Source organism: Paenibacillus sp. FSL R7-0198 (genome assembly GCF_038000415.1).
GTDB lineage: Bacteria > Bacillota > Bacilli > Paenibacillales > Paenibacillaceae > Paenibacillus.
This window is the reverse complement of record NZ_JBBOCB010000001.1, coordinates 5,900,353-5,925,962: the sequence shown is the minus strand read 5'-3', so window position 1 is coordinate 5,925,962 and position 25,610 is coordinate 5,900,353. Positions and strand designations below refer to the sequence as shown.

Sequence of the window (25,610 nt, the reverse complement as noted above, 5' to 3'; positions counted from 1 at the left end):
TATCACACCTGACTTACATATTTTTCCGTATCCAGCGACTGAAAATGAAGAAAAATATTCTTGTGATCGGACTATTTTTCAGCAGACGTTTGGATACAACGCGAACTTCCTGTTGTTCGCTGACTTTGGGATCAGACAGGTAAATGGCAATCAGTCCTTCGATGATCATCCGGTGAAAGGAGCTTCCCGGAATCTTCTGCACATCGCTGCGTGCCATCTCCACAATAAAAGCAATTCGGTCCAGCATTGTCTCTACATTCTCATAATAGTTGCAGAAGTTGAGATCTCCCCCGATGCGGTCCTCATCCTGATCAATTAAATAATCGAGCATAATGTGCAATGCGCATACATGTGGGAAATAGGCCGTGTGGATCGAGGCCGCTTGCTCTTCAGTCAACTGATCGTCACTCGCAGCCAGAAACAGCATGAAAACGCCCAGTGTAGAGCCAGTTGCAGCAGCAAATTCGTTCCAACGAAACTGAGGTGTGCGATGCCGATGCTCCGACCACCATTCGAGCAGTGCCGTTTCTCTCAGTTCCGGCTTGATATGCTTATATACCTGCAGGTCCGTGTATAGGCCTGCCAGATCCTGAATTTGGGGCTTGGCGGACGTATAGCCCGGTAACTGACGGGTCAGTTCCTGACATGTGGTCACCAGATTCCGCAGATATCCACCGTCATCCTGCTCCTCACGGAGGGCATAATAATTGACGGGAATTGCTTCGGGATCTACCGCATCAAGCATGGATTGATGGAGAAGACGAAAGTCATCCGGGTCCATCGACGTGCTGCGGTCGCACAGATTGTCCAAATAATCACTAATAGTTTGATATGAAACGATCAGCGGAATCAGAATGTGTCTGTTGGGCAAATCAGCTAATGCGTAGACGGTTCCGCCTTCACAGTGAAACTGTTTATCCTTCAGACTGGCAAGTGCCTGTGTACGCAATTCCTCATTCGGAATCGCCTCAGCTTGAGCACGCCATCCATTCAGTGCCTCCCGTGTTTCCGGAATGGTGTATTTGTACACCCCTCTCATCAATGCCAGCGGTCCACGCGGATATTGATGACGTTTTCGATTTGATTGGCTCAAAATAAATGTGCCTCCACTTGGTTGAATACGTATTAGAGCGATTTTTAACCATTCCTATTATAATATGATCCCCTTAATTGTACAAATGATCTGCCGCATATTCCGCATAAAAAATCGCATCGGCGTTCAATGCTTTGTGATATACTAGGCATATTTCATCCATCAAAGGAGTCGTTGACATGTCGTCAAGTGAATCACTTTCGTGGAGACGGTTATTTTCTTTTTTTGTGCCACTTGGCATTTCCGCCTCTCTCGTCACCATTTCTCACGTCATCATAAACAGCACATTAGCACGTTCCGCTCATCCCGAGACGGTTATTGCCAGCTATGCCATCGCCGGTAGCTTGTTAACCCTCACGGAACGCCCCTCCACCCTGCTGCGGCAAACCTGTTCCGCACTGGTTCGCGATCGCCTATCCTTTCAGGCCCTCACGTTTGTGACCAAAATATTTCTTGCCTGTGTGCTTCTCATTGGGTTTCTCATCGTATACTCTCCCGTTGGTACCGGGGTGTTCAAATACTTGTTTGGTGTAAGTCCGGATCTGCTGAACAAAGTCATCGACGTATATGAAATTCTCATGTATGTGAGTATCTTTTCAGTGATCCGCAACATCTATCAGGGGATCATCATTACGAATAACCGCACCAAGTGGTTAACAATCGGCATGGTATTCCGTTTAGCCGGCATGTACGGCCTATCCCTCTACTTCATATATACAGACAGCATTGACAGTGGACGTGTAGGCGCTATCATTTTTGCTGCTGGCATGATGATTGAAGCGCTGGTCAGCTTTCTGGAGGGAAACAGCATCAAACGCAAGATGCCAGCCAAGCTTGAGGATCATCCCGTCGAGAGCAAGGGAGACGTATTTCGCTTTTATAAGCCGCTGCTGTTATCCAGCTTTGTAGCACTGTTCATAGGACCGGTTATTAACATCGTACTTGGCAAAACGACCGGGATCGCACTGGCCATTTCTTCCTTTGCCATAGCAAGCAGTCTGATGCAGTTAATGCTAAGCTTCTTTACATACATCCATCAGATCGTGCTGAATTTCTACCTTGTGGACGCCAAACTGGTACGGAAATTCGCACTTGTGACCGGATTTATTCCGTTTGCGATGATGGTGTCGATTGCCTATACCCCCTTGGGACCATGGGTACTCGAAAATGTCATGAGCGTTCAGGGCGAACTGTTGGAACAAAGTCTGTGGACACTGCGTGCGTTCGTCTTATTTCCGCTGATCTTCCCTTTTCTGGATTTCAGCAATGGCCTTATTCTGCTTCGCGGTCAGACAAAAACGATGTTTCGTTCGCAAACGGCGAATGCAATCTGCACGGTAATTGTGCTGCTTATACTGGTTAGTATTTTCCCTGCGTGGAACGGTATGATTGGCGCTGTAGCCCAATCCCTTGGCCTGCTCGCCGAACTTATCATTGTCTGGCTTGTCATCCGGCGCACACAGAAAGAACCTACGATGTCCGTGCCGAAAGCCCGTAAATCAACATCCCTGAAGGGGTAATAAAATCATTGAATTGTTATCAGGATTGGAGTCTCCCATCATGAAATTAAGTCACAACGCCCGCCCGGATCAGAACTGGCTGCGGGCTCTCATGTTCACCATCTTTGGTTCCACCGTTCTGGTGGTATCCTACTTCCAGCTTTACTTCAGTCATCTGGGCTTCAGTCGGGCTGAGATTGGTTATCTCTACGGGATCGGCCCACTCATCTCCGTGTTCTCCAATATGTTCTGGAGTATGGCCAGCGACCGCTACCAAACGGTACGCAAAGTGATGATCATTCTGCTTGGAGGCCAATTGATCACAGGAGTCATGCTCGCCAATGCGACAACTTTCGGTCAGGTATTTGTACTCGTAACCCTGTTTTACTTTTTCTATTATCCGGTCTATCCACTCTCCGATACGATGGCTATTACAACCGCCAGCAAGTACGGCCGAAATTTCACTTCCATTCGAGTCTTCGGATCGATCGGTTATGCCTTCTTTGCATTAAGTATCGGGTATTTCCTTGGATCTTTTGGTCCAGCATGGACGATTTGGGTCTGTGTTGGTCTTGCTGCCACTACACTATTGATCAGTTTTCAATTGAAGGATCAACCTTCGGGAAGCAGTAGCAAAATGGATCTATCGGGGTTATGGGCTATTTTGAAACGCAGAGATGTGCTCACCTTTTTTGGCTGTGTGTTTTTGCTTGCCATGGGACATCGCATGAACGAAGCATTTCTTACCATCACGCTAAAAGATCTGGGTGCCAGCGAGGGGCTGATCGGCTGGTCTTTGCTGATCTCTTCCGTAAGTGAAATCCCCATATTTCTACTGCTCAGCAAGTATGGAAACCGTTATAAAGAGCTGCCGCTCATTGCTTTTGCTGCACTGATGTATACGGTTCGTTTGCTTCTCATGTCCATATCCGATACACCTGCAGCTGTCGTTGCGATTCAGACGATGCACAGTGTTACCTTTGGTATTTTCTACGTTACGGCGGTCCGCTATATCATTCGCCTAGTTCCAGACGGTTACAGAGCTACGGGTATGGCTTTGTTCACCATTGTCTGGTCCAGTGCTTCGGGACTTCTTAGTGGAACGTTGGGCGGGCTGCTGCTGGAACATGCAGGCAGACAAACCTTCTATCTCACCGCTATGGCTTTCTCCCTGGCTGCACTGATCGGTTTCGGATTGAAGTTATGGTCCAGCATGACCAATCGTGTCTCCTGAACACACAGGGAACATACATCGTATTCAACCGTTATTTACACTGAGAAATCTTAGAATCAAAAAAAGCACAGCCTCCCTTGGGGGACTGTGCTTAGGTTCTTAATATTCAGCTATAAATTTATCATATATAAGAAGTCCGTTGACCGGAAAAATTCTTACAGTTTGTTTACGTTAGCTGCTTGAGGACCACGGTTTCCATCAGTGATTTCGAATTCTACCGCTTGACCTTCTTCCAATGTTTTGAAGCCATCTCCTTGGATTGCGGAGAAATGTACGAATACGTCCTCGCCGCCTTCAACTGAAATAAAGCCATAGCCTTTTTCTGCGTTAAACCATTTAACTGTACCTTTCAAATGAAAAACCTCCTAAAAATATCGCCATCTATGGCGAATACCCTTATTATACTGTATGGGCTTCCATTTTGCAATTTATCTTTCCATAAATGTCGAAAAAATTTGCTTTGAATCGTAGGGTACGGTATCATTTTACCAAAACCGTTAGTTTGGAGACTACCTATGATAAAAAAACATGAAATATACAAAACAGACAAGTGGAATATGATGACCGTAGAAGTTCAAGGCAAATATCTCGTACTGCGAGAAATTTCGGAAGAATGGGGCGAAGAATGCCATACATTCCTTAGCCGTCCTGCATTAATGCACTGGGCTGAACGCCGTTTTCCAAAAGCAGATTTTGAGAACCGTGAGGATGAATGGCGTCAATTGATGGCTGCCTTCAAAGGGGTCTAACCCATGCAGCTTGACTCAAGCAATGTCGTCATCTTTATTATCCTTGCCTTCTCCCTTGGTATTGTGCTTATTCTGGGACGCAATTCCATCCCGGATCGATTAAGACGGGGAATGGCGCTTATTGCTACCCTGCTCATTTGTTTCGCCTTTTTCCTGATCGTTTATTTTCTGTATAACATGGGAACCTAATCACGGGGACCCAGATATTCAAATATTTCAACGTGCCTAAGGTCATACTATACGAGATTATTCGTATCGTAAGGAGGAAGGCCGTTGAAATACCAGAAATCGCTATCTGTTATACTGGTACTTAGTCTGATTCCTTCGTCTCTCTCCGCACAGGCAAGCGAGACGAAGGCAGCTTCGTCCATACATTCATCAGATCATCAAAGGAGGATTTCCATGAGTCAATTATTGAAACGTTCCGAGGTGCCGGCTGAACATAGCTGGAAACTGGAAGATTTATTTGCCGATCAGAAAGCCTGGGATCAGGAATATGAAGAAGTATCGTCTTTGACCAAGAAGGCCTCCGAATTCCAAGGCAAATTAAATCAACCTGATGTACTCAAATCTTGCTTCGAATTCGAAGATGAGATCAGCCTCAAAATAGAACGCCTCTTTGTGTACGCACGTATGCATCAAGATGAAGACACAGCGAATCCTACATATCAAAACCTGTCCCAAAAAGCCCAGAAATTAGGCGTACGGGTTGGTGAAGCACTTTCTTTTGTCACACCGGAGATTCTTTCCCTGCCGGATGATCAGTTGGACGCATTTATTGCGAACGAAAAACTTTCTGCTTATACATTTACGCTGGAAGAGATGAAACGCGAAAAAGCCCACGTTCTTAGCCAAGCAGAAGAGGCTTTGCTTGCACAAGTAGGCAACCTTTCACAAGCACCACAGACAATCTTCAGCATGCTGAATAACGCTGACCTCAAGTTCCCCCGAATCAAGGATGAACACGGTAACGAAGTTGAACTGACTCACGGCAGCTACATTCAGTTCCTGGAGAACCCTAATCGTGAAGTTCGCGAACGTGCCTTCAAAGCAGTATACGAAACCTATGCCAAACAGAAGAACACAATTGCGGCTGCCCTGAATGCAAATGTAACCAAAAATATGTTCTATGCTAATGTTCGGAAGTACCCTTCCGTGATGGAAATGTCCCTATATGGAGATAACATCCCAACGGATGTGTATACCAATCTGGTAGACACCATTCACGAGAGCCTTCCGTTATTGCATCGTTATATGGACCTGCGCAAAAAGTTGCTGGGTGTGGATCAATTGCACATGTACGATCTGTTCGCTCCACTCGTAGACGAATACAAAATGGATATTACCTATGAGGAAGCGAAACAAACGGTTAAAGACGGTCTGAAACCTCTCGGTAAGGACTATGCTGACGCATTGCAGACTGGATATGATAATCGCTGGATCGATATATATGAGAATGAAAATAAACGTTCAGGCGCATATGCCTGGGGCGCTTACGGCACTCACCCGTATGTCTTGTTGAATCACAAAGATAACCTGAACAGTATGTTCACACTTGCACATGAAATGGGTCACGCTCTGCATTCACATTACTCGGATACAACACTTCCGTATCGTGATGCCCAGTACACCATCTTCCTGGCTGAGGTTGCATCTACAACCAACGAAGCGTTGCTCATGGATTATCTGCTTAACAAATCAACAGATCCAAAGGAAAAATTGTATCTGTTAACCTACTATGCCGACCAATTCCGTACAACGGTATTCCGTCAGACCATGTTTGCTGAATTCGAGAAAATCATTCATGAACGTGCGGAACTAGGTGACGCATTAACACCACAATTGTTATCCGAGATCTATTATGATCTGAACGTTAAATATCACGGAGAAGGCATGGCTGTTGACAAAGAAATTGAAATGGAATGGGCTCGTATTCCCCACTTCTATAACAGCTTCTACGTTTACAAATATGCTACAGGCTTTTCCGCAGCAACAAGCTTTTCCAAGCAAATCCTGGAAGAGGGCCAACCGGCTGTTGACCGATATCTTGGCTTCCTGAAGAGCGGTGGCAGTGATTACTCCATCAACATTCTGAAAAAAGCAGGTGTGGATATGTCTACACCACAGCCAATTCGTGAAGCTATGAGTGTCTTCAAGGAACTGATTGAACAGATGGAGCAACTAACCAAATAAGGTTGTCTTTTCATGTGACCTGCATCCCTTGCCCGTTCGGGCAGGGGATTTTATCATCATTGCAAGATGCAACATACCCGAATATGGGTAATGCATATCTAGTTCTCAATTGTTCAACAAGGAGGCAACACCATGAAAATGCAATGGGCACTCATAGCAGGTCTTGTTTTTGCACTGCTCACGGGAATCTTTGCGGTCATTAATGTGGATTCCGTACAAGTCAACCTGTTATTTAACACGGTACAAATCCCGCTGATCTTGCTCATTCTCGGCTGTACCCTGATCGGTGGAATTATTGTAGGGTCATATGGAATTTATCGCCAATACAGACTGCAACGTGAAAATAAACAACTGAAATTGCGTGTATCTGAATTGGAAAGTTCCGCGACAAGCAACTCTTCGCTCGATTCTTTCAAAACGATGGATTCGCTTGACTCAAATGAATCCAACAGCCTATTGGAGAAAGATTCGATCCAGAGTCAGCGCAAAGGAAACCCTACGGGAACACTGTAACCAATCAGAGACAGCCTGCTGGCGAGTCAGGAATGGTAGTATCACATTCTCTCCCCCAGACAGGCTGTATTTTGTTTCACACCATACCCACGATCCGAGGAGGAAATTACACAATGAGTTTTACAATTGATGAATCATACGTTCTGTCTTTCCTGAAAAAATTGCTGGATACCCCAAGCCCAAGTGGTTACACACATCATATTATCGAGATGATCCGGAAGGAAGCAGCAGCACTGGGCATCGCCTGTGAGCTGAATAACAAGGGCGGTGCGGTACTTACATTGCCCGGACAGGACTCTTCCAAGACAATCGCTTTAAGCGCCCACGTGGATACGCTAGGAGCCATGGTACGCTCGGTTACATCCTATGGCACATTGAAGCTTACCTCTGTCGGTGGATTTTCGATGCAAAGTATTGAAAACGAATATTGCAGCATCCATACTCGGGATGGAAAAACATACACAGGCACCATTCTCTCCCTTCATCCATCTGTCCACGTTTATCCGGATGCACGTACCTTTGAACGGTCCGAGAGCCATATGGAAGTTCGAATCGATGAGGTCGTCTCCTCCAAGGAAGATGTGTTGAAACTCGGGATCTCTGTAGGCGACTTTATCTCCTTCGATGCTCGCGCAGTCATCACGCCGAGTGGTTATATCAAGTCACGTCATCTGGACGACAAAGCCAGCGTGGCTGCTCTCTTCGGCATCCTTGAGTCTGCACATCGTGAAGGCTGGAAACCATTACATAACGTCTCTCTGCTTATCTCGAACTATGAAGAAGTTGGACATGGCGCATCCTATATCCCTGCGGAAATCAGTGAAATGATCGCTGTAGACATGGGAGCCATGGGTGATGACCTGAGTTGTAAAGAAACCGACGTTTCCATATGTGCCAAAGATTCTTCTGGCCCGTATGACTACGATATGACCAGTCGTCTCATTGAACTGGCCAAACAGGATGGAATGGATTACGTCGTCGACATTTATCCCCACTATGGCTCAGATGGCAGTGCAGCATTACGCGGAGGAAACAATATCCGTGCAGCACTGATCGGTCCTGGAGTTCACGCATCTCATTCCATGGAGCGTACACATAAGGATGCTGTCCTGAATACGGCACGATTGCTCGCAGCTTACATTACAACCAAGTAAAACAGAATCATTGATCGACGAAATTATCATGGATAACATCCACATGTTCTTCTAAGCAAACGGCCCCTTCCAAGCACAGCAATTCGGTGTGCTTGGAAGGGGCCTTTGTTGTCATATCTCTTAATCTGCCTGTTCGACATATGCATGATATTTACGCTCCAATATCTCTAACTCTGCCTTATGGTCACGCATTTCATTTCTCAATACATGCATGGTTTTCCGAACCGCGCTCAGTCCATCCTTCACCTGACGTTCGGCTTTGCGAATTTTGTCCTGAACCATCCAGTCCACAAAGAGGTTATCGAAGAAATAGTCTGCGAATGAAAGCAGACCTCCCAGATGTAGATCGGCGTGTACAGCCATCTCTACATCCTCCAGTTCCTTCTGAAAACGTCGTAGACGCTTACCTGCATCCATGATGGCGACCTGAGCGTCATCCATTCTTCCTCGCTTGATATGCGTGGAGATGACCCCACCGCCCATCATGTCATATACACCCCAATTACCTGCCGAAGCCAAAGCCTTCTCGGCACGTTCAAGGGCATAGAGCAGATATTCTCCCTCCCGGAAAGCTTCATCCAGTTCCTGTAGCTCGCTCGCCAGATGTTCCCGATTCTCAGCCATCTGTTGCAATTCCGCATCCTGGTCCAGCAGACGACCTTCCTTCTTCCCCCACAGCGCGTTGTAATCGCTTTGCCAGTACTGATACTGCCGGCCGCCCTCCAACTCCTGCTCCACATGAATTCGTTGCTCCTGTACGTCTTGTAACATGCGACAAGCGGTGTCGTATGCAGCCTTGCTCTCCATCAGTTCCAGCTCTTCCTTCTCCAGACGTTCTGTCTTCTTGCCAATCAGTTGATAGAAAAAGGCCGACAATGTCATACTGTTCAGTCGATCAACATCCTTCTGCTCCTTCTGGAGATGCTCCAGACGACGCTTTACCTTTGCTTCCCATTCGCTTTCCTCCGTTTGAAGCTTCTCCAGACGTTTGGTCCATTTCTCGTAAATTCTCCCCTTTTCCTTGAGCACTGCCAACTGTTGATTAATTTCCTTATACATAAGTGTGGTGTTCTCTCCCTTCTATGGAATTCTTTACTTATACAACGTAATGAACATACAGAACGTTTCACATAAAAGCGCAAATTCGCAGACAAAAAATCGCCCTTTCCTCCAATGCGACATAAAGTCACTATGGAAAAAAGGGCGATGTTTAGTTATAAATCAAGACTTGCTCTGTTCAATCTGCTCTGCAAGTTCATTCAGAACGGTCCAGCGTTCCATCAATTCATCCAGATGACGTTCAGCCTCAACCTGCTCCGCCATTAACTCCTGTAGACGGGCAGAATCACTAAACGACTCTTCCATCTCTTTGTTAATCCGGACAAGATTGGCTTCAGCCTTCTCAATATTTTCATCAATCTGATCGTATTCACGTTGCTCTTTGAAGCTGAATTTCAACTTCGGTTTAGCCGCTGACACAGCAGGAGTCGTTTTCTCCGATGACTGCTTCACCTTCGCTGTTCCTGTGTCACTCTCTTGAGTAGCTCCAGGCGCATTTTTCAGCATCCATTCCGCGTACTCACTGTAGTCGCCGACGTGTACACGTACAGCACCGTTGCCCTCAAAAGACAACACTTTATCCACAGTACGATCAAGGAAATAGCGATCATGGGAGACCACAAAGACAACACCCGGGAAATCGTCCAGGTAGTCTTCCAGTACAGCGAGTGTCTGGATGTCCAGATCATTCGTCGGCTCATCCAGCAGCAATACATTCGGCGCAGCCATCAGCACACGCAACAGATATAGACGACGCTTCTCTCCACCAGACAGGCGGGAGATTGGCGTCCACTGGGATGCCGGGGTAAACAGGAATCGCTCCAGCATCTGGGATGCTGTAATCAGAGAGCCATCGGCTGTTTTCACATTCTCAGCCACTTCCTTGATGTACTCAATAACACGAAGAGATTCATCCATCTCCTGATGTTCCTGTGTGAAATAGCCCAGATTGACCGTAGGACCAACGTCAACCACGCCTGCATCGGGTTCCAACTTGCCAGATATCATCTGTAACAACGTGGACTTACCACTACCATTCGGTCCGACAATCCCTACCCGATCTCCAGGTACAGCAATATAACTCAGATCTTCGATCAGTTTGCGACCACCGACGGATTTGGAAAGATGCTCGATCTCCAGAATCTTTTTCCCCAGACGCGTGGAGCCAACCGATACTTCCAATGAACCCGAGCGCTGGATCCCTTGTTGGTCTTTAAGTTGTTCGAAGCGATCAATTCTCGCTTTTTGTTTTGTTGTCCGTGCCTTGGCACCGCGACGAATCCATGCAAGCTCTGTCCGAAGCAGGTTCTTACGTTTCTGTTCGGAAGAGGCTTCCCGTTCTTCCCGCTCCGCCTTCAGTTCCAGAAAGCGTGTATAGTTAGCTTCATATCGGAACAAACGACCATGGTCCAATTCCAGCATGACATTCGCTACACGATCCAAGAAATACCGATCATGTGTAATCATAAGCAGTGCGCCGCGGCGCTTCTGCAAGTACTGCTCGAGCCATACGACCGAATCATTATCAATATGGTTCGTCGGCTCATCCAGAATGAGCAGTTCGCAAGGGTGAATCAGCGCAGCTGCGAGTGCTACCCTTTTGCGTTGTCCACCAGACAATGTGCCCATAAGTGCATCGAATTGACGAATACCCAGTTTGGACAAAATACTCTTCGCTTCACTCTCCATCTGCCAGAGCTGAAGCTGCTCCATTTGCTGATTCAAACGTAATAACCGCTCTTGCAACGCTGGATCGGACGAATTCAGTTCCAATAATTCCATCGTTTCCGTATATTCACGCACGGTTTTCATTTCCATGCTGTCACCTTCGAATACTTGTTGCAGTACCGTATTATCCGGATTGAAATCCGGATTCTGTGCCAGGAACTGAATACGTACGTCATTACCGATCGAGATCTGTCCCGCGTCTGCAGGTTCCATACCGGATATCACACGCAAAAACGTGGATTTCCCGGTGCCATTTACCCCAACGACACCAATCTTGTCCTGATCAGCCATGCCAAATGAAGCATCCTTGAACAATATTTTTTCGCCATAACTTTTTGCAATTTGCTCTACCGTCATTATGTTCATTGCTCGTACCCACTTCTCTGTAAATTAAAATTCAATTATCACGTACATCCGTGCACTCACTTTACACTTGTAAAAAAGAACGGCATCCGTCCAGAAATAACGCTGCTGCAAAAGCAATTCGTTTGTTCAGATGTTCCTCATTGAACTCCGGATTCAACATGATATCCATCTTCAGCCGGTCCAGAATTCCGATATAGGCTTCAGCGAGCAATACAGGCTCAGGTACACTTGCACTCTCCAGTACCTCACACACCATACTCATGTATTGATTCATGAATGCCTTCATGAATTTCATCAGATCCGGATCATTATTGGGTGCCATAAAGAAGAGTTTAGTATGATTGCGACGCTCATAATAATACGTAAGGTGGGTCTTGGCTATTGCTCCAAGTTTATCACCTGTGTTCTCATGCGAGTTCAAAGCATATTCAAGACGGCTGATAAAGCTGTTACAGTCCCGCTTGGATACTGCGATAAATAATTGTTCCTTGCTTTTAAAATATAAATAAATGGTGCCTTTTGCGATGCCGGCTTCGTCTGCAATATCAGACATTTTGGTCTCATAAAAACCTTTCGAGCCAAAAATACCATAGGCCGCATCCAAAATAGCCTCCGATTTGTCTCCCTGTACAGTGCTCAAAATGTACTCCCCCCTACAACGCCAAAATGTTACCAAAACCAATCGCCACACATCCGCCGATCACCGAGCTAAGCACGTTCACCAGGTCGTTACTCATCCATGCCCAGCCACGAGCCCGAACCGTCGGATGCCCGCAATGTTCATGTACCTCAACTTCACGGCCACACACAGTACAACGATACATCATCTGCACCGTTGCGCCCAGATAGGAATCGGCAAAAGCCCCTGCTAACCCGCCTACAAGACCGACAAAAGTCCAACTAAACAGACTAAGCCCTTCTATCCCGGCGATCCAGGAAAACAAGAATGCTCCCGCACCAATCAGAGCCCCGCCTACGGCTGCAGCCACGGTGCCAAGAAGTGAGACCCCTCCTGAAGCACCAGGAGTAAGTACCTTCCACGTGAGAACAGAGCGCGGTGGCTTGCGACTGAGACTCCCAATTTCGGTTGCCCATGTATCCGATGTAACGGTAGCCATTACACCAATAAAAGCATACACCCATGCCGGATGTGGAAATATCCAGTATCCCAGGCATAGGAACATGCCCATTCCACCATTAGCCATCACTTGTCCCGCATCCCGATTTCCTGACTTGGCATAGGATTTCTCCAGCTCCTGCTTCCGATCTTTACGGAACCTGGAGAGCAACGTTGAAGTAATGAAAAACAACAATAACGTGCCAAACCAGAACAGGTTCCCCGCTCCGTAATATATCGTTCCCATCATGATTGCTGCCAGGCAGCCAGACAGGGTTAGCGACTTTTTCGCATAGGCAGCACCTGCCACCATAGAAGCGCATACGGCGCCAATAATCCAATCCATAATGTCTCCTGCATGCAGCGTATGTACAGCCCGCATGACGTTTATTGTATTTTTGAAATTCAATTATACCACGGTTTGATCTCAATGCCGAAACTCCTTACGCCAGCACACAAAAAACCTGTTTTGGCCTCGTGTAGAAGTGCCAAAACAGGTTATCGATCAAACGTCAAAACAAGATATCTTCCCTTTTCAAGTAACGTCTGTAATTCAATGTTCCTATGTCCTAATTTAGACCCGCTTCGCTCCGCCAATGACCCCATATCGGTAGAGTACTCTGCGACCAAACCAGTTGAACAATCGATCCGTCAGGAATCCCATAAAACCCAGGGAAATCAGCCCGACAAAGATCCAATCTGTTCGGAAAAAGAGTCTGGAATTCCAGATTAAGTAACCCACTCCCTCATTCGAAGCAATCATCTCAGCACCAATTATGGCCATATACGAGGTTCCCATCGCCAGTCGCACACCCGTGAAGATATACGGGGTTGTCGCCGGAACAATCACATGCAGCAGAATCTGCCGTTCATTGGCTCCCATACTGCGGGCCGACCGGATTTTGTCTTCTTCAACGGAGAGTACACCTGTCAGTGTATTCAATACAACAATGAAGAAGGTTGCGTACATAATGAGCGCGATCTTGGATTGCTCACCAATTCCGAACCACACCAGGAATAAGGTAATAAAGGCGATCGGCGGGATAAAACGTATAAAGTTAAGGAACGGTTCGGCGAACAGCCGGATGAGATGAACTTTGCCAATAATCAACCCTACCGGAATAGCAATGATGCTTCCGAGTACCCATCCCGCCAGTACACGAGTGAAGCTGATTCCGATATACTCCATCAGTGTACCGTCAGCAATCAATTCGCGTGCTCCCAGGATCGTGTGCCACGGACCAGGGATTACGTCAGGCCCATAGATAAGGGCACCAAGCTGCCAGATTAAGATGACTGTTACCCATAGAAGCGGGATAGACACCCATTTTTTCTCCAACCATTTCATCTTGTATATCACCTCAGTTATTCTTCAAAGTGGCCTTGAATTCGGTCATACAGGGTGTTGAACTCAGACGAGGCGATGTTCCTCGGGTAAGGTAAAGTGTTGTGGTAAATATCCGTTATATTCGAAGACGGACCTACAGACATAATGCCTATGCGCTCACCAAGCAATAACGCCTCCTGAATATCGTGTGTGACAAAGATAACGGTTTTATGTGTTTCTTTCCAAATATTCACCAGTTCCTTCTGCATGGTCCGTCTCGTCATCGCGTCCAGCGCACCGAATGGCTCATCCATCAGCAAGATCGCCGAGTCATTCGCAAGTACCCGGGCCAATTGAACACGCTGCTTCATACCACCTGATAGCTCTTTTGGAAATTTGCCCTCATGAGCGCTCAGTCCCACAAGCTGGATGTAACGATCGGAGATCTCACGCCGTTGCGTCTTAGGCACCTTGGACATTCGAAGTCCGAATTCAACATTCTCCCTCACGGTTAGCCATGGAAAGAGAGAAGAATCCGCCTGCTGGAATACCATTGCCCGATCCCTGCCTGGTCTGTCAATCTCCTTGTTATCCACCTTGAGCTGTCCACCCGACTTGGAGATAAACCCCGCGATCATGTTCAGCAGCGTTGACTTCCCACACCCACTGGGACCAAGCAGGACAAAGAACTCTCCTCCCTTGATAACCAGATCGACATCCTTAATGATATAATGCACATCCCCATTGGTCGGGGCATGATACGTTTTCCGCAGCTGTTCAATATGAATGGTATGCTGAGTTGCAGGTAAGGACATAACGGACACCTCCCATTTGAATAAGAATTATTTACTGTATGTCACTTTTTGCGGCAACGCCTGCTGGAGAGAAGTCAGATTGAGTTTGGTGTCGAGATCAAAATCCTGTTCAATGATTCCGGTGTCCACCATATATTGCTTCTGACCTGCCAAACTATCATAAGCAGCCTGCGTAAATCCAACTTCCCATGGATTGATCGGAAGGTCTTTCAACGTGGCATCTTTAGGCTGTTTGGTCTCTTGATACATCAGATCGGCAACCTCTTCAGGATGCGCTTGGGCATACGTGGATGCTTCATCCAGCGCCGCAAGAAAATCACTTACCGTTTCAGGGTTTGCCTGGATGAATTCATTACTTGATACCAGTCCCATACCAAGGCGTATAGGGGTCTGAGACATATCCGTCAGCTGATGTACTCCTTCAAGTGCATCGAATTTATCGGTTAACGCGGAACCTATAACCCAAGCGGCATCAAGGTCTCCCTGTTTCAGTGCGATGTAGGCTTCATCAAAAGCCCCCTGACCAATTTGCGTCACATCACTCAGCGCCACTCCCTGATCTTTCAAATATTCATCCCATAGATACGGAATAAATGTGCCTCGAATGAAACTCACTTTCTTGCCCTTCAAATCCGCTCCACTCTGAATATTCTCCCTAGCATACAGCTTCCAGGCGGCTGCCGCTTCATCCGTAGTCTGACCTGCAGAAGCGATGACTGAATATTCCCCTTTAGACAAAGCATTTAATACAGGGAAGTCCGCACCGTAAGCAATATCAACCTGTTTGATAAATAGTGCATTTACACCTTCAGCCGGTGAGCCAAACGTAATACTCTCTGCATCAATGCCCCTGTTTTCAAAAAAACCTTTGGCAATGGCTACCCTGAACGTTGGGTTGGTACTTGTATCTGCGATTCGAATTTTTACATTATCGGTATTCTTGCCGGTAGCGTCTTTTGCTCCAGATCCTGCTGCGTTTGAACTGCATCCGGATAATAGGAGTGTCGTAGCCAGAAATAATATCAATATGCCGGTTACTATGGATGGTTTTCTCACAATTTACACCCCATTCGATCTAGTCATGATTCTTGACGCTTAACCGCCTGACTTGCCTTCATCCGACGTTGCCACACAGGCTGCACCCTCCACAAATGGAAGAGTTGTCTCTACGCTCACGATGGATGCAGAACCTTTGGGTGCTGCTCCCGGGACCCTGTAGTTGGAGACATCAATGGCTTCGATCGCAACTTCCTGCGGTTTCTCCAACTGTGGAACCCACTGATAAGGAACTCGATACGAGCGATAGACCATATTGGTATTCCGCCGATCGGTGTAAGGAGAGACATACTCCCATACCAGCTCATGCTCCGCTGTGACTTCGAACAATCTGCCATTGGAACCTTCGGTTATCAGGGTGTTGCCGTTAGGTAAACGCTGGGCGGAACTGATGTATGGGCTATAAAATTTATAAGAATCCGTCGGAACCGAGAAACCTGCTTCTGCCGATGTATACTGCCAGACAATCTCCAAAGTGACCGGGTTAATCTCCAGTACACGGGAGTGATCCCGAATCGCATGTTTCAATCCAAATGGAGAAGCCGGATTTGGAAGGCCGTAACCTGCCCAGCCGCCATTGTCAAATACGAGCAAATTCCCTTCACCCGGTAGACCTTGGGGAATGATATGTGCATGATGCTGTCCGATAATTGTGCCAATGTGTTTCGCTTCAGTTGAAGTATAGTCTGGTCCTAATCTCCACACGATCTTTCCACTCTGTCTGTCTGTAATGGCAATAATATTGGCCTCTCTGGCATCCCAGATAATATTGTCTGGGTGGAACCGTTCGTCTCCTTCTTCATAGAAACGGTTGGGTCCAACATAAGAAGCAGAATTAATATGTAACCAGTCACCAACACCACCACCCAGATGACCGAAAGAGCGTGTATTCGGGTCACGGAACAGAACATTTCGAGCAGCTTCATCAAAACCTAATTCTTCAAAGTGTTCGTTAGGCAGCCACTCCCAGAGTACCTTCCCCTCCCAATCCACTTCGATAATGGCATCATCAAGCAATGGCTTATCTGAAATTTGCGGGTTACTCACATTTTTGTGTGCCAGAATAAGTGTTTTGCCACTCTTCGTCTTTGGCGCAAGGCCAGGGGCATAATAACCTACCGGATTTCCCTCACGCTGATAATCATGATGCTGGCGGGCATACCATAATGGCTCATACCCCGGATCTTCGATGTGTTCGTAGCTATTGTATTTCCATACAATGTTGCCGTTCCAATCCACCTGAACCAGATCGACATTATCCTGAATACCGAACTTCGGATCTCTGCGACCCGTGCTGCCCAGCACGTAGCCGCCAGGTAATATTTTGGCCGGAAACCCTAACAATCCTTTCCACAGGTGAACCTCCTTGCCATTCATATCGATCAATACTACGCCTTCTTCACCTGCCTGATAGACGGTATAACCGCCCCAAGCCTTATCCGGATTGAATAGCGTGGCTCCAGTTGGATATATTGTTGAGTGTCCCATTGATCATCTCTCCCCTAGAATGTTTGTGGTATATCAAATGTTGTTACCTTGACTCAACCTCAATAACTGAGATAGTTACTCTTCTTCCCGGTATTGTCCCGGTGCTTCTGCTCAAGGTCACTTGTGGAGGACCGATCCTGTTCTTGTATCCCGTTGTTCTCCGCCAATCCCAGCACCGTGTCCGAGAATCCCTCCAGATTCGCTACTACCCGCTCGTAGAATTGACTTTGCTGCTCCAGTTCCTCCGTCGTAAAACCCTCAAACAGAAGCGTGATACATCGGGCACCGATATTGCTGTTTCTCGCATACATCTCCCGCCCGCTGGATGTGATGTCCAGTAAAACCGTCCGGCGATCGTCTTCCTTTCGTCTGCGGATGGTGAGTCCCTTTTTCTCCAACTTATCGGTCAGAGCTGTAATGGCACCCGATGTAAAGTCCAATTGTTCTGCCAAATCCCCAAGTCGCTGTTCTCCCTCACGAATGATCTTGTGCAGGATAAGCATGCCTGGCAGGCTGATACCTTCTACAGAGATGCGATCCCGCTCTTTGACAAATCGTCTGACCATTTTGCGAAATAACCAATCCGTCCGCTCCAACGCTTCCCAGTCTCTATCGCTCATTTCATAACCTCCTTGATCGTTTGAAGCTTCAATAAAGATACGAAAAAAGGCCCCCGTGGACATTCCATAGTGGAGTAGTCCCGGGAGCCTTTGGTGGTCCAATCAGCTCGACTTAGTTTTCAGTTCAAATTAGTTCACTGTTCATTTAATGAGTATTAAAATAATTGAGATCATCATATAACCAACTAACCCAACCTGTCAAGTGTGAATTGTGTTAGTAGTCTTTTCTTTTTACAGTCATTCTCTGCCGGGTTGAAATTACTTATCCTGTTTTAAGTTTCACTTCAGGTTTCCCGTTTACACTATTCTCAGATCGAAACATCTACAAATACATCAACGACAAGTTACGATTCAGTTCGTACTCAACTACAGAAATGAGGATTATCCATATGAATATGAAAAGAGTCATTATTATAGGCACAATGATTGTCACCATGTCCTTCGCCGGAACAGCATGGGGCCAATCCGCCATCTCCCCCATACCTAGTGCTAAGTGGTCCATCGTTGACTTGGATACTCGTGAGGGAAGCAATGACGAGCTGCTCAGCGCTCTCAATCAGCCTTCAGAAGCGGATCTGTATCAGGAACTGTACAACGGGAAATCACTGAGGAGGATTACGGAAGAAAACAACGGGAATTTGGATGAAGTGATTGCTATACAAGTAAGACAGCTCAGAGAGCAGTTGGATGAACGGCTCGCAAGTGGAAGTATCAGTTTAGAGCAACATGCTGCACAACAAGCTGAACTGGAAGAGTTGGTCACACAGAGCGCAAATACAGCATACAGTTTGGCGTAAATTAGTAGCGTATCCGTTCGATGAAGATATAAATATATATCCACGATAACACAGCAAAAAGGAGCGTATGCACGCCCCTTTCTTGTACTCTATTCATCTCAAGCAGGTGTGATGTGTAATCCTTATTGCGCTGACCCAATCGTGCAGGCACCCAAGGATTCGCCGTCCCATGCCAGTTCGAGCACATCTCCTGCTTGTGTTGGTCCAACACCTTCCGGTGTTCCTGTAAAAATGACATCGCCCGGCCCTAGGCCGTAATGGTGACCTACATAATCCACAATATCCTGTAAACTGAAGATCATGTTACTAATGTTACCACGCTGGACTACCTCACCATTTTTGGTCAATGTAAAGTCTTTCTCCAGTAATGCTGCCGCACCCGGGAATGCCTGAAATGCAGTAACCGGAGCGGAATTTCTGAACCCTTTGGCCGCTGTCCACGGGTGGCCCTTTTTCTTAATCACGGTCTGTACGTCACGTAACGTAAAATCAATACCAAATGCATAAGCATCCACCAGCTCATCTACCGCCATACCTGGCTCATAACTCCGGCCGATTTGCACGACCAATTCAGCTTCATAGTGAACTTCACCCTTGGTAGCAGGCAATTCAAGCGTTTCACCATTTAGGGGCACGACTGCATGAGAAGGTTTCATAAAGATCATTGGTTCATCCGGAACCGCGTTACCCAATTCTTCCGCATGAAGTTTATAATTGCGTCCTACACAGTATACATTGCGAATGTTAGTTAACATGGGTATATTACCACCTTTATCGGATTGAATAGTGCATATAGGAAAGTTAGGGTCTGAAGAATCGGCTGCTCGTCTCCTGAAATGCCAGCTCCCATACGTCAGGACGGTTCGTACATAACATGAGTTCTGGATCAACTGCCGCCAGTTTCTTCATAATGGTCTTGTCATCCACTGTCCAAGCCATCACCCGAATACCTGAACTCCGCATCTCGTTCATTAATGATTTGTCTACATTGGTGTATCCAATCGAGAGGAATGTACAATTCATCTGCCGCAGCGCGGTTAACAAATCACCTGGTCGTGCATCGATAATCAGCCCCGTCTGGATCTCCGGTGCAAGTTTCTTCACTTCGATCAGAGCGGCTGGTTCAAATGAGGTAATCACAACATCATTTTGCATATGTCTTTTTCTCACTTCATATATAACAGCTGCAGGCAGACCCGGGTACATGTCTCCCTGCGTTTTCAGTTCAATATTCAAACGTACTCTGCCGCAAGAGCGATCTAACAATTCACTTAGCGCCGGAATCCGTTCGCCTTTGTAAGACTTATTTTTCCACGATCCGGCATCCAGACGTTGCAGATCAGCCCAATCGGTTTCCCGAACCAGGCCCTTGCCATTTGTCGTGCGATCCACTGTAAAATCATGAATGACCACGGGTACACCATCACGCGACAACTGCACATCCAGCTCCATCCACTGAACTTCAGGCCGCTCCATGGCCATCAGGAATGCAGCCATCGTATTCTCTGGTGCAATAGAAGAAAATCCACGGTGCGCTACACAAAGGTTGTTCATTCGATTCCCTCCTCAAAAAGGTTTTTAATTAGGCGAAGCGACTCCATTCCCATCATATCGAATACCAGGAGAGAGCTTTGCCATCTGTGCCAACAGCAGTTTGTTCGCCTCATCAATCATTGGAATGGCCTGACCTAGCCCGGCCTCATAAGGGATAACTTTCATGCTGCAAGCTGCATCTTGACTACAGCGAGCCTGAAATACCGCCGTTTTCCAAGTCTCTTCGGTGGTTGATCTGGAGAAAATGAAATTTCCCGTACTGTATGCAATCCACTTTCCCTTATAGTACTCCAACCCTTGCAACACATGAGGATGACCACCTATGACCAGATCTGCGCCAGCATCTACAAACTCATGAGCCAATCGGGTCTGGTCACTGTTTGGAGTACTTACACGTTCCTCTCCCCAGTGTGCAACCACGATCACCAGATCAGCCTTCTTACGGGCATCCTGGATCGCTTGCACTGCCCCTGTGGAATCATAGGCTTCAGCCACGCCAGCACGATTACCTTCCGCCTTCCAACTCGTTTCCGGTACAACGCGGGAGAACCCAAGCAATGCAATCTTCATACCTTTGCGTTCCAGATATGCTGGTGCATAGGCTTCATCCCTGTTCATACCTGCCCCGGTATGAGCTATACCATATTCCTTGAGATAGGTTAACGTATCTACCAGACCTTCTACGCCCTGATCCAGAATATGATTGTTTGCCAAATTGACAGCATCAAAACCCGCAGAGGCCATTGCCGCCAATGCTTTGGGCGAAGATTTGTATACATATGTTTTGTTAGCCGCACCAGTACCACCCAGGGTTATCGGTGTCTCCAGGTTGCCGATGGTAAGATCATCATCCTTGAATAATCTGCCTAGTTTGGCAAAGGGATAGTCATAACCGTTCTTATCCAGCAGTTCCGCAACTTTGCCTGAAAACTGGATATCGCCAACAAAGTTAATCGTGACATCCTTCGCTGAATTGGAAGGTTTCGACGTCCCTGATTCGGTATCTACACCTGCATTTCCCTTGGTGCCGGACGGTGTCGAATCCGCCGCTGGTTTTTTCGTTCCAGATTCGGCTTTCCCACTGTTGGTATTGCCTGAAGTATCAGGTGTCGCTACTCCGGATGTCTTATCCGCATCCGCTGTTGTCTCTTCATCCGTAACTTCGGGTTCTTCTTCCGGAATCTCATCGGACTCCGAGTCAGGAGCACTTACTTGATCCCCACCTTTGGCATCGTCTCCAATGGAAGGCTGATCCTGATCAACAATTTCTTGCTTCACCGGCTGGTCTGCCTGTTGCTGACGGTTATTCATGACATAAAAAATGCCCACCAGACCAATTGCCATGATCAACACAATATTAACGGTCCAGATGATTGTGATTGTATTGCGGGTGCGTTTACTAATTTTCTTCTTTACACTTCGCTCTGATCTTGGGGGATACATAAGCAACTCCTCTTCTTCTTCACAGCCATACATACCATTATATCAGGCATATTCTGGATTTCCATCATTCCTTGGAACTGTATCGATTGAAAGGATACGAACTCGGTTAGCTTCCTTATTTTCATATAAAAAAAGCCATCTCTCCAGTAGATAATTCTACGTTTGAGACAGCTCTCTTGCTGTACTTAATCTGCTGCAAGCTCTTGTGTAGCCTGGACAGACATCTCTTTTGCTTGTCTGATGCAATCAGGCAAGCCTACACCCTCATAACCTGCACCTGCAATGTACACACCCGGTAACTTGCTGCCAAGCTCCTCACGAAGGGCGGCAATATGTTGGAGGTGTCCCACCGGATACTGTGGCATGGATTTACGAAGCCTTGTAATCTCGGAGAAGATCGGCACTGCTTCAATACCCATCGTCTCTCTCAGATCCTTGAGAACCAGGTCCGTCAGCGCTTCATCCGGAAGCTCTACGTTCTGTTCGTCACCAGAGCGACCAACATAACAGCGAAGCAGTACTTTATCATCCGGACTCGTATGCAGCCATTTCGTCGATGTCCACGTGCAAGCGGTAATATTTCGACCCTCTTTTCGCGGAACAAGGAAACCCGATCCGTCGAATACATGCTCCACCTCTTTTTTCTCAAAAGCGAGCACTACATTGGCTACAGATACATAGTTAATCGCATCCAGTGCCGCTGTGTCCACGTGAGGTTTCAACAGCTCCGACGCGACATACGTCGGCACAGTAACCACTACATCATCAGCTTCAAGCATTTCGCCATTACCCAGTTCAACATGGTATCTGGTCTGCGCTCCATCAAGACGTTGCAGTGACTTCACCGCGGTGTTCAGACGTTGATCCACATCCTGCAACTCATGGACGAGCGCATGAACAAGGCTCTGCAATCCCTGGCGAAAGTTCAGAAAAGCGCTCCGTTTTGTACCGGTATGCGTCTCAGCCGGTTTACGACCTGTCATCATGCCCCGGATCAAGCTACCGTAATCACGTTCTACTTCTCCGAACTGCGGGAAGGTAGCCTGGAGGCTCAATCGCCGCATATCACCTGCATAGATTCCTGCGAGCAGTGGTTCCGTCAAGTTCTCCAACACTTCTGCTCCAAGACGACGTTCAATCATATAACCGAGCGATTCATCCTCTGTTGTACGACGCGGCGGGATGACAAAATCCATCAACGCCCGCAGTTTGCCTGCCGGAGAGACGAGACCACTTCTCAGGAACGGTCTTAGTTCTGTCGGAATACCGAGAACAAGTCCTGCTGGCATTGGATGAAGTTTGCCACGCTGCATGATATACGTTTTCTTCGACTCCGGATTCTGACTGACCAATTCATGATCAATCTCCAATTCTTTAGCCAGGTCAATCATTGCTGTTTTGCGAGCCAGGAAAGAATCCGGCCCTTTTTCAATCACAAATCCATCCCGGTGCAGTGTTTCAATCATGCCTCCCATGGACGAGCTTTTCTCGACCAAAGTAATCACAGGTTCAACTCCTGCTTCCCGGTAATGCTTGCGGATATAAAATGCCGCGCTGAGGCCGGTAAGGCCACCGCCGACAACAACAACACGGCGTTTCTTATCACCCATTACTCATCCGACCCTTGCTGCCATTGGCTTATAATAACGTCGCTTAACGTCTCCATGTATAGAGGATCGCTATTGAGAGAATCAATACGCATCAGGCGCATGTCGATCTCTTTGGCAATCGATTTGGCCTCAATATCAAGATCATAGAGCACTTCGAGATGATCCGAGACAAACCCGATTGGTGCCACAAGCACATCCTCTACCTGTTCACGCGAAAGCTCCTGTAACGTATCCAGAATATCCGGTCCAAGCCAAGGCTCAGCTGTTCGTCCGGCACTCTGCCACGTAAATTGCCAATTGGTTATGCCTACACGTGATGCAATCACTTCCGAAGTCTCCAGCAATTGTTGCGGGTATGGATCACCCATCTCCACAATACGTGCCGGCAGGCTGTGAGCACTGAACAACACCTTCACATCTCCGCGTTTTGCTCCAGCTTCCTCAAACGCATCCAACTTGGCACTAACACGTGTGGACAACGCCTGGATTAACTTCGGATGCAGATGATAACTCTCAATAAAGGACATATGAACGCCCAGCTCTTCTGCTTTTTCACGCGCACGTTTGATATAACTGCCTACACTCATCGTGGAGAAATGAGGAGCCAATACAATACCAATCGCTGTCTGAATTCCATCCTTCGCCATCTGTTCCACGCCGTCCTCAATAAACGGATAGGCATGCTTCAGTCCTTGATAACAACGGAATTCCACATCAGTGCCACGCTCATCGCGGTTCAACGTCTCCTGAAGGGCCTTGACCTGATTGTCTGTATTCTCCCGAAGTGGGAAAACACCGCCAACAATGGCTTCATAACGATCCTTCAGTTCCTTCAATTGTTCCGGTTCAGGCGGACGTCCTCTGCGGATATGTGTGTAATACGCTTCAACACTCTCCATATTTTCTGGTGTGCCATACGACATCACCAGTACACCTACAGTATTAGTCATTGGTTACCGTCACCCCAGTCTTCATTGCTTCGGCAGAATATTCATGAATATACGCCGTTAGTTCTCTGAGCTTCTCTAGCGATGCTTCAGGAAATAGTCCGTGTCCGAGGTTGAAAATATAACCCGGCTCCTTGATTCCTTCGTCAATAATCACTTTTGCTTGCTCCTTAATCAGTTCCATCGGGGCAGTCAGCAAATATGGGTCCAGGTTACCCTGTACTGCAAATTTGCCACCAAGACGTTTACGCCCTTCCGAAATGGATACTCTCCAGTCGAGTCCAATCACATCGGCTTGCAGATTATGCAGTGCTGGCAACAACTCACCGGATGCAACACCAGGGAAATAAATCTTCGGTACATTCAAATCCGATAATTCGGTAAAGATACGGGTAATCGTAGGCAACACATATGTTCTGAAGTCTTTGGGAGAAAGTGCTCCAACCCAGCTGTCAAACAACTGGAATGCCTTACCGCCATTCGCAATATGCGCACGGACATATGTAATAACCATATCACCAAGCTTCTGCATCAGCTTATGCCACACCTCAGGCTCGCTGTACATCATCGTTTTGGTGCGGATATAACCTTTCGAAGGTCGCCCTTCAATCAGATAACTCGCAATCGTGAATGGTGCGCCCGCAAACGTAATCAGAGGCACATCAAGCTCCTTATCCAGAATTCGGATGGTTTCCAGAATATGTGACAGATCTCCTTCTACGTCGATGGGACGCAGCCGATCCACATCTGCAGCCGAACGAATAGGATTATCGATTACCGGTCCAATATTTTTTACAATGTCAAAATCAATGCCCAGAGAGGCAACCGGATTCATAATATCGGAATACAAAATAGCCGCATCTACGCCAAGTTTGCGTACCGGCATGAGAGTAACTTCGGCCGCCAGCTCGGGTTGTTTGCAGATTTCTAGCAAGGAGTACTTTTCTTTAATTTTGCGATATTCAGGATCGTAACGCCCAGCTTGACGCATGTACCATACCGGGACACGGTCTACCTGTTGTTTGAAACTTGCCCGAATCAGTCGATCATTATAGCTCATGTAAGAAGCCTCCAATAGTTTTTGGACTCATAATTACCATTATGCCCTTTTTAAACAGCCGTAACAACCACATGCAGATGCGTTCTACGTGACAATACTATGACATTCCTTACACCCATCCCCCATATGCCAATTATGTTATAATGAAAGAATGGTGTTTTTTTGAGAATTACAGAAATATCTTTGAA

The 25,610-nt window shown here is 47.0% G+C and carries 25 protein-coding genes; 8 read left to right on the top strand and 17 right to left on the bottom strand.

What is annotated here, in order from left to right:
- Positions 1–13 precede the first annotated feature (13 nt).
- Positions 14–1,093: a tetraprenyl-beta-curcumene synthase family protein gene (locus tag MKY87_RS26030; protein ID WP_176872705.1), complete on the bottom strand. Its 1,080-nt coding sequence runs from the start codon at positions 1,091–1,093 to the stop codon at positions 14–16.
- A gap of 179 nt (positions 1,094–1,272) precedes the next feature.
- Here MKY87_RS26030 and MKY87_RS26025 point away from each other — a divergent pair, with 179 nt between their 5' ends.
- Positions 1,273–2,613 (top strand): multi antimicrobial extrusion protein MatE, encoded by a 1,341-nt coding sequence (locus MKY87_RS26025; RefSeq protein WP_338593585.1) that lies wholly within the window; start codon positions 1,273–1,275, stop codon positions 2,611–2,613.
- Positions 2,614–2,653: 40 nt separating this feature from the next.
- Complete coding sequence (locus tag MKY87_RS26020; RefSeq protein WP_338593582.1) at positions 2,654–3,826, top strand: MFS transporter; 1,173 nt, start codon at positions 2,654–2,656, stop codon at positions 3,824–3,826.
- A gap of 155 nt (positions 3,827–3,981) precedes the next feature.
- On the opposite strand, the gene MKY87_RS26015 is transcribed toward MKY87_RS26020, so the two are convergent.
- Positions 3,982–4,179: a cold shock domain-containing protein gene (locus MKY87_RS26015; RefSeq protein ID WP_017689394.1), complete on the bottom strand. Its 198-nt coding sequence runs from the start codon at positions 4,177–4,179 to the stop codon at positions 3,982–3,984.
- 162 nt (positions 4,180–4,341) lie between these two features.
- On the opposite strand from MKY87_RS26015, the gene MKY87_RS26010 reads away from it, so the two are divergent.
- The 5 genes from MKY87_RS26010 (at position 4,342) to MKY87_RS25990 (ending at position 8,435) form a co-directional block, all read left to right on the top strand.
- Positions 4,342–4,575, top strand: coding sequence for a hypothetical protein (locus MKY87_RS26010; protein ID WP_017689395.1), 234 nt, complete (start codon positions 4,342–4,344; stop codon positions 4,573–4,575).
- Between the two features lie 3 nt (positions 4,576–4,578).
- Positions 4,579–4,764 carry a hypothetical protein gene (locus MKY87_RS26005; RefSeq protein WP_047842378.1) on the top strand — a complete coding sequence of 62 codons (186 nt, stop codon included), beginning with the start codon at positions 4,579–4,581 and terminating at the stop codon, positions 4,762–4,764.
- 213 nt (positions 4,765–4,977) lie between these two features.
- The gene (pepF, locus tag MKY87_RS26000) at positions 4,978–6,768 is read left to right on the top strand and encodes an oligoendopeptidase F (protein WP_340966795.1); all 1,791 of its coding nucleotides are present in this window, start codon (positions 4,978–4,980) and stop codon (positions 6,766–6,768) included.
- A 132-nt stretch (positions 6,769–6,900) separates the two neighbouring features.
- The gene (locus tag MKY87_RS25995) at positions 6,901–7,281 is read left to right on the top strand and encodes a LapA family protein (RefSeq protein WP_133384233.1); all 381 of its coding nucleotides are present in this window, start codon (positions 6,901–6,903) and stop codon (positions 7,279–7,281) included.
- A 113-nt stretch (positions 7,282–7,394) separates the two neighbouring features.
- The gene (locus MKY87_RS25990; RefSeq protein ID WP_133384232.1) at positions 7,395–8,435 is read left to right on the top strand and encodes a M42 family metallopeptidase; all 1,041 of its coding nucleotides are present in this window, start codon (positions 7,395–7,397) and stop codon (positions 8,433–8,435) included.
- A 120-nt stretch (positions 8,436–8,555) separates the two neighbouring features.
- Here MKY87_RS25990 and MKY87_RS25985 read toward each other — a convergent pair whose 3' ends face one another.
- The 9 genes from MKY87_RS25985 to MKY87_RS25945 all read right to left on the bottom strand — a co-directional run bounded on the left by MKY87_RS25985 (position 8,556) and on the right by MKY87_RS25945 (position 18,011).
- The gene (locus MKY87_RS25985; RefSeq protein WP_340966790.1) at positions 8,556–9,494 is read right to left on the bottom strand and encodes a hypothetical protein; all 939 of its coding nucleotides are present in this window, start codon (positions 9,492–9,494) and stop codon (positions 8,556–8,558) included.
- 162 nt (positions 9,495–9,656) lie between these two features.
- The gene (locus MKY87_RS25980; protein WP_289391915.1) at positions 9,657–11,588 is read right to left on the bottom strand and encodes an ABC-F family ATP-binding cassette domain-containing protein; all 1,932 of its coding nucleotides are present in this window, start codon (positions 11,586–11,588) and stop codon (positions 9,657–9,659) included.
- A gap of 61 nt (positions 11,589–11,649) precedes the next feature.
- Complete coding sequence (locus MKY87_RS25975) at positions 11,650–12,228, bottom strand: TetR/AcrR family transcriptional regulator (protein ID WP_017689402.1); 579 nt, start codon at positions 12,226–12,228, stop codon at positions 11,650–11,652.
- Between the two features lie 13 nt (positions 12,229–12,241).
- Complete coding sequence (locus MKY87_RS25970; protein WP_340967554.1) at positions 12,242–13,051, bottom strand: DUF92 domain-containing protein; 810 nt, start codon at positions 13,049–13,051, stop codon at positions 12,242–12,244.
- A 228-nt stretch (positions 13,052–13,279) separates the two neighbouring features.
- Positions 13,280–14,053, bottom strand: a complete 774-nt coding sequence (locus MKY87_RS25965; protein WP_074094444.1) for an ABC transporter permease — start codon at positions 14,051–14,053, stop codon at positions 13,280–13,282.
- 17 nt (positions 14,054–14,070) lie between these two features.
- A complete protein-coding gene (locus MKY87_RS25960; RefSeq protein ID WP_074094443.1) occupies positions 14,071–14,847 on the bottom strand; it encodes an ABC transporter ATP-binding protein in 777 nt (258 codons plus the stop codon).
- A 27-nt stretch (positions 14,848–14,874) separates the two neighbouring features.
- Positions 14,875–15,903 (bottom strand): ABC transporter substrate-binding protein, encoded by a 1,029-nt coding sequence (locus MKY87_RS25955; RefSeq protein WP_340966788.1) that lies wholly within the window; start codon positions 15,901–15,903, stop codon positions 14,875–14,877.
- Positions 15,904–15,942: 39 nt separating this feature from the next.
- Complete coding sequence (locus MKY87_RS25950) at positions 15,943–17,391, bottom strand: aryl-sulfate sulfotransferase (protein WP_340966787.1); 1,449 nt, start codon at positions 17,389–17,391, stop codon at positions 15,943–15,945.
- A 59-nt stretch (positions 17,392–17,450) separates the two neighbouring features.
- Complete coding sequence (locus MKY87_RS25945; protein ID WP_340966786.1) at positions 17,451–18,011, bottom strand: MarR family winged helix-turn-helix transcriptional regulator; 561 nt, start codon at positions 18,009–18,011, stop codon at positions 17,451–17,453.
- 389 nt (positions 18,012–18,400) lie between these two features.
- Between MKY87_RS25945 and MKY87_RS25940 the strand changes: the two genes are divergently transcribed.
- Positions 18,401–18,808: a hypothetical protein gene (locus MKY87_RS25940; RefSeq protein WP_338593542.1), complete on the top strand. Its 408-nt coding sequence runs from the start codon at positions 18,401–18,403 to the stop codon at positions 18,806–18,808.
- Between the two features lie 122 nt (positions 18,809–18,930).
- On the opposite strand, the gene MKY87_RS25935 is transcribed toward MKY87_RS25940, so the two are convergent.
- The 6 genes from MKY87_RS25935 to hemE form a co-directional block, all read right to left on the bottom strand.
- Complete coding sequence (locus MKY87_RS25935) at positions 18,931–19,563, bottom strand: fumarylacetoacetate hydrolase family protein (RefSeq protein ID WP_340966785.1); 633 nt, start codon at positions 19,561–19,563, stop codon at positions 18,931–18,933.
- Between the two features lie 46 nt (positions 19,564–19,609).
- The gene (locus tag MKY87_RS25930; RefSeq protein ID WP_338593536.1) at positions 19,610–20,362 is read right to left on the bottom strand and encodes a glycerophosphodiester phosphodiesterase; all 753 of its coding nucleotides are present in this window, start codon (positions 20,360–20,362) and stop codon (positions 19,610–19,612) included.
- Between the two features lie 24 nt (positions 20,363–20,386).
- Entirely contained in the window at positions 20,387–21,805 is a 1,419-nt protein-coding gene (locus tag MKY87_RS25925; RefSeq protein ID WP_339784759.1) for a CapA family protein, read from the bottom strand.
- A 185-nt stretch (positions 21,806–21,990) separates the two neighbouring features.
- Positions 21,991–23,415, bottom strand: a complete 1,425-nt coding sequence (gene hemY, locus MKY87_RS25920) for a protoporphyrinogen oxidase (RefSeq protein WP_338593531.1) — start codon at positions 23,413–23,415, stop codon at positions 21,991–21,993.
- Positions 23,415–24,365, bottom strand: coding sequence for a ferrochelatase (hemH, locus tag MKY87_RS25915; protein ID WP_338593529.1), 951 nt, complete (start codon positions 24,363–24,365; stop codon positions 23,415–23,417). The genes hemY and hemH overlap by 1 nt, the downstream gene beginning before the upstream one ends.
- A complete protein-coding gene (hemE, locus tag MKY87_RS25910; protein WP_338593526.1) occupies positions 24,358–25,422 on the bottom strand; it encodes a uroporphyrinogen decarboxylase in 1,065 nt (354 codons plus the stop codon). The genes hemH and hemE overlap by 8 nt, the downstream gene beginning before the upstream one ends.
- Positions 25,423–25,610 lie beyond the last annotated feature (188 nt).